The organism is Amycolatopsis sp. NPDC004747, from assembly GCF_053601335.1.
Window position 1 is genome coordinate 157,843 of the sequence record NZ_JBSGBQ010000003.1, and the last position, 12,846, is coordinate 170,688.

Annotated in this window: 16 protein-coding genes; 4 read left to right on the forward strand and 12 right to left on the reverse strand. The window is 71.2% G+C overall.

All coding sequences use genetic code 11. The features are described 5' to 3' along the window. Positions 1-9: 9 nt before the first annotated feature. From ACWEGE_RS05640 to ACWEGE_RS05650, 3 genes are read right to left on the reverse strand one after another with little or no spacing between them, the layout of a single operon-like run. Positions 10-1,095, reverse strand: coding sequence for an LLM class flavin-dependent oxidoreductase (locus tag ACWEGE_RS05640; protein ID WP_449659243.1), 1,086 nt, complete (start codon positions 1,093-1,095; stop codon positions 10-12). 2 nt (positions 1,096-1,097) lie between these two features. Next, positions 1,098-1,997 (reverse strand): LLM class flavin-dependent oxidoreductase, encoded by a 900-nt coding sequence (locus ACWEGE_RS05645; RefSeq protein WP_449659244.1) that lies wholly within the window; start codon positions 1,995-1,997, stop codon positions 1,098-1,100. 26 nt (positions 1,998-2,023) lie between these two features. Beyond that, complete coding sequence (locus ACWEGE_RS05650; protein ID WP_449659245.1) at positions 2,024-2,659, reverse strand: isochorismatase family protein; 636 nt, start codon at positions 2,657-2,659, stop codon at positions 2,024-2,026. Between the two features lie 81 nt (positions 2,660-2,740). Here ACWEGE_RS05650 and ACWEGE_RS05655 point away from each other — a divergent pair, with 81 nt between their 5' ends. Beyond that, entirely contained in the window at positions 2,741-3,118 is a 378-nt protein-coding gene (locus ACWEGE_RS05655) for a winged helix-turn-helix transcriptional regulator (protein ID WP_449659246.1), read from the forward strand. Between the two features lie 7 nt (positions 3,119-3,125). Here ACWEGE_RS05655 and ACWEGE_RS05660 read toward each other — a convergent pair whose 3' ends face one another. Genes ACWEGE_RS05660 through ACWEGE_RS05700 form a run of 9 tightly spaced genes read right to left on the reverse strand, consistent with a single transcriptional unit; the run spans position 3,126 to position 10,641 of the window. Continuing rightward, complete coding sequence (locus ACWEGE_RS05660) at positions 3,126-3,905, reverse strand: IclR family transcriptional regulator (protein WP_449659247.1); 780 nt, start codon at positions 3,903-3,905, stop codon at positions 3,126-3,128. Positions 3,906-3,919: 14 nt separating this feature from the next. Continuing rightward, positions 3,920-4,942 carry a VOC family protein gene (locus ACWEGE_RS05665; protein ID WP_449659248.1) on the reverse strand — a complete coding sequence of 341 codons (1,023 nt, stop codon included), beginning with the start codon at positions 4,940-4,942 and terminating at the stop codon, positions 3,920-3,922. An 18-nt stretch (positions 4,943-4,960) separates the two neighbouring features. After that, on the reverse strand, positions 4,961-6,118 hold the full coding sequence (locus ACWEGE_RS05670; protein ID WP_449659249.1) for an FAD-dependent monooxygenase: 1,158 nt from the start codon (positions 6,116-6,118) through the stop codon (positions 4,961-4,963). 3 nt (positions 6,119-6,121) lie between these two features. Next, positions 6,122-6,508, reverse strand: a complete 387-nt coding sequence (locus ACWEGE_RS05675; RefSeq protein ID WP_449659250.1) for a nuclear transport factor 2 family protein — start codon at positions 6,506-6,508, stop codon at positions 6,122-6,124. After that, the gene (locus ACWEGE_RS05680; protein WP_449659251.1) at positions 6,505-6,966 is read right to left on the reverse strand and encodes an AtaL-like protein; all 462 of its coding nucleotides are present in this window, start codon (positions 6,964-6,966) and stop codon (positions 6,505-6,507) included. The genes ACWEGE_RS05675 and ACWEGE_RS05680 overlap by 4 nt, the downstream gene beginning before the upstream one ends. Positions 6,967-6,998: 32 nt before the next feature. Beyond that, on the reverse strand, positions 6,999-7,907 hold the full coding sequence (locus ACWEGE_RS05685; RefSeq protein WP_449659252.1) for a VOC family protein: 909 nt from the start codon (positions 7,905-7,907) through the stop codon (positions 6,999-7,001). A 15-nt stretch (positions 7,908-7,922) separates the two neighbouring features. Continuing rightward, positions 7,923-8,663, reverse strand: a complete 741-nt coding sequence (locus ACWEGE_RS05690; protein ID WP_449659253.1) for an SDR family NAD(P)-dependent oxidoreductase — start codon at positions 8,661-8,663, stop codon at positions 7,923-7,925. After that, entirely contained in the window at positions 8,660-9,565 is a 906-nt protein-coding gene (locus tag ACWEGE_RS05695; RefSeq protein ID WP_449659254.1) for a fumarylacetoacetate hydrolase family protein, read from the reverse strand. Before ACWEGE_RS05695 ends, ACWEGE_RS05690 begins: the two co-directional genes overlap by 4 nt. Beyond that, positions 9,562-10,641, reverse strand: a complete 1,080-nt coding sequence (locus ACWEGE_RS05700; RefSeq protein ID WP_449659501.1) for a quinone oxidoreductase family protein — start codon at positions 10,639-10,641, stop codon at positions 9,562-9,564. The genes ACWEGE_RS05695 and ACWEGE_RS05700 overlap by 4 nt, the downstream gene beginning before the upstream one ends. A 311-nt stretch (positions 10,642-10,952) precedes the next feature. Here ACWEGE_RS05700 and ACWEGE_RS05705 point away from each other — a divergent pair, with 311 nt between their 5' ends. The 3 genes from ACWEGE_RS05705 (at position 10,953) to ACWEGE_RS05715 (ending at position 12,732) form a co-directional block, all read left to right on the forward strand. Next, complete coding sequence (locus ACWEGE_RS05705; protein WP_449659255.1) at positions 10,953-11,687, forward strand: GntR family transcriptional regulator; 735 nt, start codon at positions 10,953-10,955, stop codon at positions 11,685-11,687. 104 nt (positions 11,688-11,791) lie between these two features. After that, positions 11,792-12,391, forward strand: coding sequence for an NADPH-dependent F420 reductase (locus ACWEGE_RS05710; protein WP_449659256.1), 600 nt, complete (start codon positions 11,792-11,794; stop codon positions 12,389-12,391). Continuing rightward, complete coding sequence (locus ACWEGE_RS05715) at positions 12,388-12,732, forward strand: UBP-type zinc finger domain-containing protein (protein ID WP_449659257.1); 345 nt, start codon at positions 12,388-12,390, stop codon at positions 12,730-12,732. The genes ACWEGE_RS05710 and ACWEGE_RS05715 overlap by 4 nt, the downstream gene beginning before the upstream one ends. Positions 12,733-12,846: the final 114 nt, after the last annotated feature.

Consider the following 12,846-nt stretch of genomic DNA (forward strand, 5'->3'; position numbering starts at 1 on the left):
TGCGGCCGGTCACTCCCCTGCCCGCTCGGCGGCGGCCTTCAGCGACGCGTGGGTCGGCGCGTCCGGGACGTGCGACGGCCGCAACGAGTCCATCTCCTTCCGCAGCACCGGAACCACTTCACCGCCGAGGATCTCGAGCTGGTCCAGCGCGGTCTTCAGCGGCAGGCCCATGCCGTCGACGTTGAACAGCTGGCGCTGGTAGTCGCCGAAGTCCTCGCGGAAGCGCATCGTGCGGTCGATGACCTGCTGGGGGCTGCCGACCGACAACGGGGTCTGGTCCATCGTCTCCTCGAGCGAGGGGCCGCCGCCGTAGATCGGGGAACGGTCGAAGTACGGCCGGAATTCGCGGATGGCGTCCTGGGAGTTCGGGCGGACGTACGTCTGGCCGCCGAGACCCACGATGGCCTGCTCCGCCGCACCGTGGCCGTAGTGCTCGAACCGCTCCCGGTAGAGCTCGATCATTTTTCGCGTGTGCGAGGGCGGCCAGAAGATGTTGTTGTGGAAGAACCCGTCGCCGTAGTAGGCCGCCTGTTCGGCGATCTGGGGACTGCGGATCGAGCCGTGCCAGACGAACGGCGGGACGCCGTCCAGGGGCCGCGGGGTCGAGGTGAAGCCCTGCAGCGGGGTGCGGAACTTGCCTTCCCAGTCCACCACGTCCTCGCGCCACAACCGCCGCAGCAGCGCGTAGTTCTCCACCGCGAGCGCGATGCCGTCGCGGATGTCCTTGCCGAACCACGGGTAGACCGGGCCGGTGTTGCCGCGGCCGAGCATCAGGTCCACCCGGCCGTCGGCCAGGTGCTGCAGCATCGCGTAGTCCTCGGCGATCTTGACCGGGTCGTTCGTGGTGATCAACGTCGTCGACGTCGACAGCAGGATCCGGCTGGTCTGCGCCGCGATGAAGCCGAGCAGGGTGGTCGGCGACGAGGGCACGAACGGCGGGTTGTGGTGCTCGCCGGTCGCGAACACGTCCAGGCCGACCTCCTCGGCCTTGCGCGCGAGGCGCACCATCGATCGGATGCGTTCCGATTCGGTCGGCACGGCGCCGGTCGCGGGATCCCGCGCGAGGTCGCCGATCGTGAAAACTCCGAACTGCATGATCACTCCTCGATCTGCCGGGCCGGGTCACGCGTGGCGAGGTCTTCGCGCACGAGCGGGACCAGTTCCTCGGCGAACACCGACATCTGACGTTCGTGGTCATCGCCCGGCCAGAAGACGATGCCGTTCATCCCGTGCTCCACGACGGTCGTGACGACGTCGTCGCGCCAGCGGGACAGTGGCCCGTGGAACGCGCCGCGATCGGCACCGCCGATGTGTCCGGAGACGTTGTAGATCTTGCGCAGGCTCGCCGGGTCCCGGCCGGCTTCGGCGGCCGCGTCGTCCAGCCGGCGCACCGCATCCGGAAGGCGGTCGAGCCCGAGGTAGGCGTGCGACGGCAGCCAGCCGTCGGCTCGGGCGCCGGTCAGCGCCAGCGTCCGCGGTCCGTACGCGCCGAGCCAGAGCCCCAGACCCGGCCCGGGGTGCGGGCCGGGATGCACGCCGGACACCGCGTAGTGCTTGCCGGTGGTGCGCACGCTGCGCTCGCCGCTCCACATCGCCCGGACCACGGAAACGGCTTCGGTCAGCGCGTCGACCGCCTCCTTCCGGCTGCGCCGCGGCCCGCCCATCGCCTCGATCGCCTCCCAGAACGCGCCGGCGCCGAGGCCCAGCTGGATCCGGCCGCCGGACAGCACGTCCAGGCTGGCCGCCGACTTGGCCAGCACGGCGGGTGGACGCAGCGGCAGTGAGGACACGGTCGGCACCAGCGTGATCCGCTCGGTGCTGGCCACCAGGTAGGTCACCAGCGTCCACGTGTCGTAGAAGGCGGCCTGGTACGGGTGGTCCTGCACCGTCACCAGGTCGAGCCCCAGCCGTTCGGCCGCCAGCGTCTGGCGCAGCGGTGCTTTCGGCTCCTGCCACACGGGGTCGACGTTGGCGCCGAACAGGACCGGAAGTGCCATGGTCGTTCTCCTTCCCGAGGACCGGATCAGACTCCGGCCGGCTGAGGCGTCGCGAAGGACAGCAGCGAGCCGTAGAACGGCAGGGCGTGCTCCGCGAAGATTCCGGCCAGCTCTTGCCCGCCCTGTTCACGCCAGTCGTGCTGGAGTTCGGCGGCCACCGCGACGGTGCTGTTGAGGACCACGCCGGCGGCCTGCATCCGCAGCGCCGCGGCCTGGGAAGCCAGCGCGTTCCACGTGCCGGAGGCGTCGAGCACGGCGTGGACCTGGTAGCCCCGGGCCACCCCGGACAGCGCGGCGAACGCGACGCACACATCCGTGCTGATCCCGGCGACGATCAGCTGGTCGCGGCCGGTGGCCTTGACCGCCGCCGCGAACTCGGCGTTGTCGAAGGCGTCGATCTCACCGGGGCGCCGGACGAGCTCCGCGTCGGGCAGGACGGCCTGCAGTTCCGGGAGCAAGCCGCCGTTGGGACCGGTGTCCGCGCTGGTGGTCACGATCACCGGCAGCCCCTGGGCCTGCGCGATCTTGGCGAGCGCGAGGACGTTGCGTCTGAGTTCTTCCTGGTCGTGGTCGTGGACGCCGAGCAGGAGCCCGGCCTGGTGGTCGACGAGCAGGAGCGCGGCCCGGCTGCGGTCGAGCCGGGCGGCGGGATAGGTGTTCATGACGATCTCCTTCATGCGGAGGGAACCTGATAAAACCAAGTTACTTTTTAAAACTTAGTTCCGCAAGCGTAGGCTTGTGGCATGCACGACACCGGCTCTCCCCTCCACCTGTGCCAGTACACCGAGCACGTGTTCGCCCTGCTCGGGAAGCGGTGGATGGGCCTGCTGGTCGACTTGCTCCTGCAACGGCCGGCGCGCTTCAGCGAGCTGGCCGCGGCCGTCCCGCAGCTGTCCCGGCGAGTGCTGACCGAGCGGCTGGCCGAACTGCAGGAGGCGGGCCTGGTGGAGCGGGAGGTCGGGGAAGGGCCGCCGGTGTCGGTCACCTACCGGCTCACCGAGCGCGGCGCGGGGCTCGGTCCGGCCATGGACGCCCTGCGGATCTGGGCCGGCGCCCCGACCGACGCCGACGGCCGGGCCCTCCCGTTGACCGCTCCGGAGCACGGCGTCGAAACGACCTGAGACAGCCTCACCCGGCCAGCGCACGATCACCGAGGCTGCACGCGGACAGCCGTTGCGAAGCCGCCGTCGCGGCCAGGCGGACCGCACGGACCGACGTCGCGTGCCGGGCATCAGAGGTCCGGGCGGTCACCGAGACCGCGGCGACCACGCGATGACCGGCGTCGAACAGCGGCGCCGCCACGCAGGTGATGCCGACCTTCGCCTCCTCGTCGTCCCGGGCGTACCCCTGACGGCGAGCGGCGTCCAGCTGGCCGAGGAACATCGCCGGGGTGACCACCGTGCGCGGCGACTGCCGGTGCAGACCCCGGTCGAGGACGGCGTGGGCGTGCTCCGCCGGCGCGTGGGCGAGCATGACCTTGCCGACCGCGGTGCAGTGCGCGGGCAGGCGGCCGCCGATGCGCGAGGACATCGGCGGCCCGTCCGGCGCCGCCAGCTTGTGCAGGTAGACGACGTCCGTCCCGTCGAGCACCGCCAGGTGCACGGTGAGCCCGGTGTTCGCGTGCAGCCGGGTCAGCACCGGCGAGACGAGGTCCGGGATCCCCCGCTGGCGCGGGACGAGCTGGCCGAGCTCGAACAACCGCAGCCCCAGCCGGTAGCCGTTCGCCTCCCGCGCCAGCAGCCGCCAGCCGACGAGCTGGGTGAGCAGCCGGTAGGCGGTGGGCTTCGGCATCCCCGTCCGCCGGTGCAGCTCGGCCAGGGTGAGGGCGTCGTCGTCCGGGCGGAACGCGTCCAGCAGCTGCATGCTGCGGCCGAGCACCGAATCCTCGGACGGCACTGGTTCGGGCATCGTCGTCGCCGCTTTCAGACCAGCGCCCGGTCCTGCCAGCCGGCGAGGAGCTTGTCCTGACCGTCGATCCCGGGCGTGCCGTAGACGAAGTAGGTTTCGGCGGGCAGGGTGCCGCCGCCGATGGCCAGCCCGGTGTCGAAGTCCGAAAGGTCCCAGGTCACGGTCTCGTGGTCGGGTTCGAACTGCAGGATGCCGGAGTTGCCGAACAGCTCGATGCGGTTGCCGCCGGGCTCGAAGACGTACAGGAAGGCGCCCTGGGTGATGCCGTGCACGTCCGGTCCGGCTTCGATCTGGATGCCGTATTCGCGGCACAGCTCGGCGGCGTCGGTGTTGTGCTGGGGCACGCCGTACCAGAACGCCAGGTGGTGCAGCCGCCCCTTGCTCCCGGTCTGGTCTCGCATGATCGCCATCTCGTGGCCGAGCGCGTTGACGCTCATCCACGCCCCGATCTCGGTGCCGCCGGACGCGCCGTCGACGACGCGTTCCCGGGTGCCGAACCCGAGGGTGCGCTCCAACAGTTCTTTTTGGACGGTCACGTCGGAGGCCATCAGGTTGACGTGGTCGAGCCGCCGCGGCGGCAGGCCCTGCAGCGGCCGCTTGGAGCGGCGGGTCAGGATGCGGCTGCGCAGTTCGGTGGGCGCGGCGTACTTCTCGACGTCCCAGACCAGTTCCATCGGGTGCCCGTCCGGGCTCTGGAACGCGAAGGTGCGGCCCACACCGAGGTCGCCCTTCGTCCACCCGAGGCCGAGGCCGGCGGCGTCGAGGGCGGCGGCGCGGCGTTCGAGGGCTTCGGCCGAGGTCGTGCGCCAGCCGACGTTGCCGAGGCCGGGCCGGTCCCGCTCGGTCAGTTTGAGGCTGTGGTGGTAGGGGTCCTCGTAGCAGCGCAGGTAGACAGATCCCTGCTGGCGTCCGGTCTCGCGCATGCCGAGCAGCTGGGTGAAGAACCAGAGGCTGCCTTCGAGGTCCGGGGTGTACAGCTCGGCGTGCGCCATGTGCGCCAGCTCGAAGCGAGCGGCGGCGGTGTCCATTGTGGTCATCGGGTGCCTTTCGGGTACTCAGGCCGGGAGCAGCGGTTCGTAGGCGTGGATCCAGCTGAAGTCGTCGACGAGGTGGTGCAGCCGCCGGTCCCGGTTCGCGGCGGCGTCGCCGTCGGGCAGGTGCAGCAGCGGCGAGGTGACCCAGGAGCTGCGCTGGACCTGCCGGGTCCGGCAGCGGCGCAGGCGTTCGTAGTGCCGCAAGGCCACCTGGACGCCGTCGTAGCGGTGCAGGCAGCCGGCCAGGACCGCGGCGTCCTCGATGGTCTGGTTGGCGCCCTGGCCGTGGTGCGGCAGCATCGCGTGCGCGGCGTCGCCGAGCAGGACGACGCCGTCCGCGCTCCACCGGTCGAGCGGCGGCAGGGCGAACAGGCCCCACCGCGGGCCCTGGGGCACCGCGCCGACCATGGTCCGGATGGCGGGGTGCCAGTCCCGGAAGATGCCGGCGAGCGTGCCGTCGGGAGCCGGCGACACGCCGCCCGGCGCCTCCCACCGGTCCGGCCCTTCGATGACGGCGAGGAAGTTGATGAACTCGCCGGTGGCGTAGTGCAGCAGGTGCGCGTCCGGGCCCATCCAGAACTGGACGGCGTCCGGATCGGGCAGGTCGGGGACGGCGTCGCGGGTGACCAGGCCGCGGAACCCGCTCGTGCCCGAGTAGACGGGCGCCGCGTCGGTGATCGCCCCGCGCACCCGCGAGCGGATGCCGTCGGCGCCGACCACCAGCCCGGCCGTGGCCGTGGAGCCGTCGGCGAACGTCAGCGTGCTCGTGTCCCCCTCCCGGCGCAGGGAGACCAGTTCCTTGCCCAGGTGAAGATCGCCGGTGCCCCACGCCTGGGACAGCGCCCGCTGCAGGTGCGCTCGGTGAACGCCCCAGAACGGGGCTCCGAAGCGGTCTTCGTACCACCTGCCCACCGGGTGCGCGGCCACCCGGCGAGCGTCGGACCAGTGGCGGTAGACGAGCTCGGTCGGGACCGCGGAGGTCGCTTCGAGCGCGGAGCCCAGCCCGAGTTCACGCAGGATGCGCGTGCCGTTCGCGGCCAGCGCCACCGCGGCGCCTACCTCGCCGAGCTCGGGTGCCTGTTCGTAGATCCGGGCGCGGATCCCGTGCCGGCGCAGCGCCAGCCCCAGGGTCAGCCCGCCGATGCCGGCGCCGATCACGGCGATGTCAGGACGGTCCACGGCTCAGCCTGCCCTGGTCGGGGTCGGGTCGATGAAGACGCGCAGGTCGTCGACGAGCCCGTCGCGGTGCTCGATCACCGTCAGGGCCGGGACGGTGACGTCGCGGCCGTCGGGGCACCCGTAGGTGACGTTCGCTTCCAGCAGCAGGACCGGGCCGCTGGCCCACACGTTGAGGAACTCGTGCTCGATCCTGCGGTAACTGGTGAACAACCAGTCCAGACCCGCGCGGATGGCATCGCGACCGGGCATCGGGGCGTTCGCGCCGTAGGTCATGCGGGCGTCCGGCGCGAACCCGGCGAGCACGGCCTCGGTGTCGCAGGCGTCGACCTTGGCGTAGAAATCGTTGAGCCAGGCCGGAATCTGGACGGCCGTCGCCGCGGCGCCGGTCATCGGACCGGCTCCGCGATCCGCGACCGGACCGCGGCCAGGGTCGACTCGACGGCCGCCTGGTACGCCGTGGCCATGTCGCGGGCCAGTTCCTGGTCGGTGACGGGCAGTTCGTCGCCCGGCCGGACGGCCAGCGCGAACTGGAACCGCAGCGACAGCCCGCCGTTCTCCTCGAGGATCTCGTTGGTGATGGTGCCCAGCACCGGGCCTTCGAGCCGGGTGAATACCACGCGGTTCGGCTGCTCGAGCCAGACCCGCTCCACGTACCGCGCGCCGCGTAGCTCGATTTCCCGGTCGAACACCGTCGGGCTCAGCCGGGCGATCTCGCGGCAGGAGGTGATCGCCTCCACGTACGGGACGGCGTTCACCGCTTTCTGCTCGAGCCCCTGCCAGATCTGCTCGCGGTCGAGCGGCCGGGCACCCGGCGGGTTGGCGGGCAGCGTCAGTTCACTGAAGATCATGGTTCCTCCACGTCGTTGTGCGAGTTGCTGGATCAGTGATCGAGAATCTCCGGAAGGACGGGGCCCCAGGCGTTGGCGGTGGCGATGTCGACCTCCCACGTCTTGGGGACCTGCGGCCGGTCTTCGTGCCACGGCCGGGGCTCGAAGTAGCCGTTCGCCTCGTCGATCATCTGGTCGAGCTGGGTGAACAGCTCGATGGTGTTGCCGTCGGGGTCGCGATGGTAGGTGAAGACGTTGTGCCCGGGACCGTGCCGGCCCGGTCCCCAGTGCAGCCGGAAGTCGTTGCGGGCCAGGTGGTCCAGGGTCGTCTGCAGGTGGTTGAGGTCGCGCATCTCGTAGGCGACGTGGTGCATGCCGGAGAACTTCGTGCTCTCCAGGAAGTTCGCCGCGTGGTGGTCGGCGTTGCACCGGAGGAAGACGAAGAAGTCCCCGATGGTGTCCGACCAGCGGAAGCCGAGGAGGTCCTGGTAGAACCCCTGGATCTGCTTCAGGCTCGGGCTGAACGCCGCGACGTGGCCGAGCTTCGTCGGGCGGTACGCGGGGCTGGGTTCGGCGTCGCCTTCGGCCGGTGCCTGCGATTCGTAGAGGTGCAGGGGAACGTCCGTGCCGGGCTCGGCCAGGACGAGCACGTCCGGGGTGCTCGGCGCGATGTCGCTGCGCCGCGACACCTGGTACCCCGCGTCGGCCAGGCGTTTGTGGGCGTCGTCGAGGTCGCGGACGACCTCGTAACCCACCGACGTGCGGGCGCCCGCCTCGCCCTTGCGGATCACGACGCTGTGGTGGTCGAGTCCGGTGTTCAGGTAGACGAGATCGGGCGAGCGGTCCTCGACGTGGAGGCCGAGGCACGTGCGGTAGTACTCGGTCAGGCGGTCGACGTCCGGCGTGGTGAACTCGACGTAGCCGAGCTTGGAGACGCGGGCGGCCGCGTTGTCCGTGGTCATGGGAACTCCTTCGGATCAGGCGGCGAGGTAGCCGCCGTCGACGGGCAGCACGACGCCGTTGACGTAAGCGGCGGCGGACGAGCAGAGCCAGACGACGGCTTCGGCGACTTCGGGCGCTTCGCCGTAGCGCCCGAGGGTCGTGCGGCCGATGACGGGAGCCATGGCCTCCGTCGGCACGGCGGCGGTCATGGCGGTGCGGATCGGGCCCGGGGCGACGGCGTTGATCCGGATGCCCCGGCCGCCGTAGTCGATGGCCGCGGTCCTGGTCAGGCCGGCCACGCCGTGCTTGCTCGCGACGTAGGCGGCCTGGGCCGCCGACCCCTGCTCGCACCAGATCGACGCGGTATTGACGATGGCGCCGCCGGTCTCCAGCAGGTGCGGAATCTGGTACTTCATCCCGGCGAAGACGCCGCTCAGGTTCACCGAGATGACGCGGTGCCAGTCGTCCTCGCCGAGATCCGCCAAGGGCGCGGGCGAGAAGGTCCCGGCGTTGTTGTGCGCGAAGTCCAGCCGGCCGAACGCCTCGACCGTCGCGGCGACCGCGTCGCGCACCGCGGCCGCATCGCCCACATCCACCTGCAGCGACCGGACTTCGATGCCGTGCTCCGCGGCTTCGGCGGCGGTGCCGCTCGGGTCCACCAGGTCGCAGACGACGACCGAAGCGCCGCGAGCCGCGAACGCAAGGGCACTCGAACGCCCGATACCCCCGGCCGCTCCGGTGACGAAGGCGACCTTGCCGTCGAATTCGCGGTTCATGCGATCCGCCGCGGGCTCGCGACGGCCTCGGCCACCGGGTTGCGCAGCGTCCCGAGACCCTCGATCTCGATCACGACTTCGTCGCCGGGCTGCAGGAATTCTCCCCGCGGAGCACCGACGCCGGCGGGACTGCCGGTGGCCACGATGTCCCCCGGTTCCAGCGTCATGATCCGGCTCGCCGCGGCGACCACGGCGAAGGCACTGTTCATCATGTCCTTGGTGCTGGAGTCCTGTTTCACGACACCGTTCACGGTGAGCGTGATGCGGAGGTCCTGCGGATCGGGCACGAACCACGCCGGTGTCACGCCGGGTCCGGTGGGGCAGAACGTGTCCTCGCCCTTGGCCGAGGTCCAGTCGAACCCGAAAGGCGGCGCCACCGCGTCAGGGCGGCTCAGGCGGTCGCGGGCGGACACGTCGTTGACGATGGTGTAGCCGGCGATGTGGCCGGCGACGTCCGCCTCGTCGAGGTCACGGGCCCGCCTGCCGATGACGACGGCGAGCTCGGCTTCCCAGTCGATCCGCCGGCCGGGACGGTCCGGCAGCACGATGGGGTCGCCGGGCCCGATGACCGAAGTGGACGGTGGCTTGAGGAAGAAGTACGGCGCCCCAACCGGATCCGGCCGGTCGACCTTCATCTCCGCCAGGTGCGCGAAGTAGTTGGCGCCGGCACAGACGACCTTGCGCGGGAAGCGGATCGGCGCTTCGAGCTGGACGTCCCCCACCACGGGGAGACCCGGAACGTCGAGGGCGCGCAACTGCTCTCCCACCGCCGGCCAGTCTTCCAGGAGGTCCAACAGGGTCCGTCCCGCGTACTGCGGCAAGGAACGTACTGTGCCGTCGGTATCCCGGACGCCGACGGCCGGTTCGCCGGCGCTGCGATAGGTGACCAGTGACCACGTCATGAGGGATTCCTTGGGGTGTCCGGGGCCGCGGCCCAGTCGTCGTCGGCCGTCGTGAGCACGACCCGGCCGGTGTTGGCGGAGGCTTCGAGGTAACGGTGGGCCTCGGCGGCCTCCGCGATGGGGAAGGCACGGTCGACGACCGGGCGGAAGCCGGCCGCCACGGCCGTCCAGATCCGGCGGGCGCTGCGCAGGTTTCCGCTGCGGACCCCGATCACGCGTTGCGAGCGGGAGTACAGCCGCAGCAGGTCCAGCTCGACCTTGCCGCCCAGGAACGCGCCCGAGGTGACCACCCGGCCGCGCACGGCCAGCGCCGCCATCGTCGCGGTCCAGATCCCGGGGTCGCCGAGGTTGTCGATCACCAGGTCCACCCCGGCGCCGCCGGTCAGCGCGCGCACCGTCTCGGTGAAGCCGGGATCGGTGGGGTCGACCACCGCCTCGACGTTCAGGTCGAGCAGGCGTTGCCGTTTGTCCGCCGACCGCGTCCCGGCGATCACCCGCGCGCCCCGGTGCACGGCCAGTGCCGCCGTCAGCGATCCGAGCGCGGACGAGGCCCCGTGGACAAGCACCCATTCGCCGGGCTCGAGCCCGGCCTGCTCGAACTGGTTCTCCGCCACCGCTCCGGACCACACGAGGGCCGTCGCCTCCGCGGGCCCCACGCCATCCGGAACGAGCAGGGCGTTCTCGGCGGGGACCACCGTGTATTCGGCGTAGGCGCCCCGGGTGTGCACGCCCATGATCCGCGCGGATTCGCAGGCCTCCAGCGCACCGGCGGCGCAGGCCGCACAGGATCCGCAGGTCAGAATGGGAACCACGGCGACGTGGTCGCCGGGCCGCACCGAGTCCACGCCGGCACCGACCGCGGCGACGGTGCCCGCGTGCTCGGCCCCGAGGACGTGCGGCAGCGTGATCCGGGCGTACGGGTGGGTCCCGGCGCGGGCACTGAGGTCCAGGAGCCGGCCCACGCTCACGGCTGCCACGCGGACGGCCACCTCGCCAGGGCCCGGCCGAGGTGTATCCACCTCTTGCACCTGAAGAACGTCCGGGTCACCGAAGTGATCGAATGCCATCACCCGCATCCGGCGCGGCGAGCCATCGTTGCCGAGGCCCACGACGGGCCAAGACGCTTGCGTCTCGGCGAGCGATCGGGACATCTGTGTCCTCCTTGCTTCGAGCAGACGTGGACTCTGCCGCCACCAATCGGCTTGAGCTGGCCTTTCACCCAAACTCAGGCGATCGGCTGAGTCTCACGCTGCGCCAAACTGTACACACTTTGGCGACCTGAGGGAAGACGGCGACAACCACTCCTGACCGTCGCCCCTAGGTGCGACCTGGCTGGAGATCAGGTTTGCAACCACCAAAGCCGCCGCAAGCTGGATACACTGTGCGCATGAGCGACAACGCTGCCGAAGAGTGCGAGGCGGATGAAGGCAGGCCGGGACGGCGGCTCGCCCTCGACGTGCACGCGACTGTGCGGGCGATGATCCTGAGCGGCGAGCTGGCTCCGGGCACTCCCCTGCTGCAGGCCGCGCTGGCGCGTTCGCTCAAGGTCAGCCGGACGCCGATGCGCGAGGCCTTCCGCCTGCTGCAGGAGGAGGGGCTGATCGAGAACAAGCCCGACCAACGGGCCGTCGTCCGGGCCATAGATCCCGGCGAAGTCGACGCCGTTTACACCTCGCGGGTGATGCTGGAATCGGTCGCGGTCAGCATCTCCGTCCGCGCCGCCACCCCGGAACTGGTGGAGCGCCTGGCGAAGTCGCTGGCCCAGATGCGCCAGTACGCCACCGAGGAGGACATCGACCGCTGGCAGCAAGCGCACCGCGAGTTCCACCAGCTCACCACCGAGGGCGCGCCCATGCTGCTGGACACGCTCGCCGGGCTGAGCGACCGGGCCGAGCGGTTCCTGCGCCTGGCGAAACTGGGCCACCCCCAAGCCACCGGCCGCTGGGACACCGACCACGAGGTGCTGGTGGAGGCCTTCCGCACCCGGGACCACGACCTCGCGGTCGCCACCATCGCCCAGCACCTCGCGCGCACCGCGTTCACCGCCATGGCCGACATCGCCCCCCGGCTCGACGCCGTGGCCACCCGCGCCGCCCTCAACCTCGTGCTGGCCGACCGGTAGCCCGCTGGAACCGGTCGCCCTGCCGGTCGAATGACGGGTGCCCCGGAGACGTTCCGCCAGACATCCTCGGCAGTGTCCGAAAGCGACACACGGGAGGAAAAATCATGCGGATCGGTATTCTGGGAGCGGGCGCGATCGGCACGGCGTTCGCGCGCCGCCTGGTGGCGGGCGGCCACGAAGCCGTGTTGAGCAACAGCCGGGGGCCCGAGACGCTCGCGGGCGTCGTGGCCGAGCTCGGCCCCGGTGCCTCGGCCGGCACCCGGACCGAGGCCGCCCGAGCGGACATCGTCGTGCTCGCCGTGCCCCGCGCTCAGGTCGCCGCAGCGCTCGGCGGCCTGCCCGACTGGGACGGGCGCATCCTGGTGGACGCGACCAACGACTTCGCCGCACCACCGCCCGGGCCCGGCCAGGCCACCACGAGCGAGCAGGTGGCCGCACTCGCGCCCGGCGCACGCGTGCTCAAAGCGCTCAACCACCTGTTCGCCGCCAGCCTCGCCGCTGATCCTCGCCAAGCAGGCGGGCAGCGGGTGCTGTTCGTCTCGGGCGACGACGACGGCGCGAAGAAGGCGTTCACCGCCGTGCTGGACGACCTCGGGTACGCGCCGATCGACCTCGGCGGCCTGGCCGCGGGAGGCCGGCTGCACCAGGCTCGCGGAGGACCGCTCGTCGGGCACGACCTCGTCCGATTGGCGTCCGCGCGATGAACGGGATCGATCCGAGCCGGGCACCCAGCGGCCCCGGTTGCGTCGAGTGCGAAGTGACGCAGAGTTGGTGGTTCCACTTGCGACGGTGCGCGCCGTGCGGTCACGTGGGCTGCTGCGACTCCTCGCCCGGGCAGCACGCCGGCCGCCACGCGGCGGAATTCGGGCATCGGTTCGTGCGGAGTTTCGAGCCGGGCGAAGAGTGGTTCTGGGACTACCGGATCCAGGTGATGTACGAGCGGGGTCCCGAACTCACCGGACCCGCGCACCACCCCGCCGGCCAGCCCGCGCCAGGCCCGGCCGGCCGGGTACCGGACGACTGGGTCGACCAGCTGCACGAATGACCCGATCCGCGCGGACATGACAGGGACGCCAGGGGCGGCCGACGTGAAGTCGGTCCGCCCCCTTGCTTGTTCCCACCTTCGTGTCGCCGCTCACGTGGCGTAGATTAGTCATAA

Bases quoted from the DNA above. Each gene is read 5' to 3' on its own strand.
- ACWEGE_RS05640 (WP_449659243.1), bottom strand. From the start codon at position 1,095: ATGCAGTTCGGAGTTTTCACGATCGGCGACCTCGCGCGGGATCCCGCG.
- ACWEGE_RS05645 (WP_449659244.1), bottom strand. From the start codon at position 1,997: ATGGCACTTCCGGTCCTGTTCGGCGCCAACGTCGACCCCGTGTGGCAG.
- ACWEGE_RS05650 (WP_449659245.1), bottom strand. From the start codon at position 2,659: ATGAACACCTATCCCGCCGCCCGGCTCGACCGCAGCCGGGCCGCGCTC.
- ACWEGE_RS05655 (WP_449659246.1), top strand. From the start codon at position 2,741: ATGCACGACACCGGCTCTCCCCTCCACCTGTGCCAGTACACCGAGCAC.
- ACWEGE_RS05660 (WP_449659247.1), bottom strand. From the start codon at position 3,905: ATGCCCGAACCAGTGCCGTCCGAGGATTCGGTGCTCGGCCGCAGCATG.
- ACWEGE_RS05665 (WP_449659248.1), bottom strand. From the start codon at position 4,942: ATGACCACAATGGACACCGCCGCCGCTCGCTTCGAGCTGGCGCACATG.
- ACWEGE_RS05675 (WP_449659250.1), bottom strand. From the start codon at position 6,508: ATGACCGGCGCCGCGGCGACGGCCGTCCAGATTCCGGCCTGGCTCAAC.
- ACWEGE_RS05680 (WP_449659251.1), bottom strand. From the start codon at position 6,966: ATGATCTTCAGTGAACTGACGCTGCCCGCCAACCCGCCGGGTGCCCGG.
- ACWEGE_RS05685 (WP_449659252.1), bottom strand. From the start codon at position 7,907: ATGACCACGGACAACGCGGCCGCCCGCGTCTCCAAGCTCGGCTACGTC.
- ACWEGE_RS05690 (WP_449659253.1), bottom strand. From the start codon at position 8,663: ATGAACCGCGAATTCGACGGCAAGGTCGCCTTCGTCACCGGAGCGGCC.
- ACWEGE_RS05695 (WP_449659254.1), bottom strand. From the start codon at position 9,565: ATGACGTGGTCACTGGTCACCTATCGCAGCGCCGGCGAACCGGCCGTC.
- ACWEGE_RS05700 (WP_449659501.1), bottom strand. From the start codon at position 10,641: ATGCGGGTGATGGCATTCGATCACTTCGGTGACCCGGACGTTCTTCAG.
- ACWEGE_RS05705 (WP_449659255.1), top strand. From the start codon at position 10,953: ATGAGCGACAACGCTGCCGAAGAGTGCGAGGCGGATGAAGGCAGGCCG.
- ACWEGE_RS05710 (WP_449659256.1), top strand. From the start codon at position 11,792: ATGCGGATCGGTATTCTGGGAGCGGGCGCGATCGGCACGGCGTTCGCG.
- ACWEGE_RS05715 (WP_449659257.1), top strand. From the start codon at position 12,388: ATGAACGGGATCGATCCGAGCCGGGCACCCAGCGGCCCCGGTTGCGTC.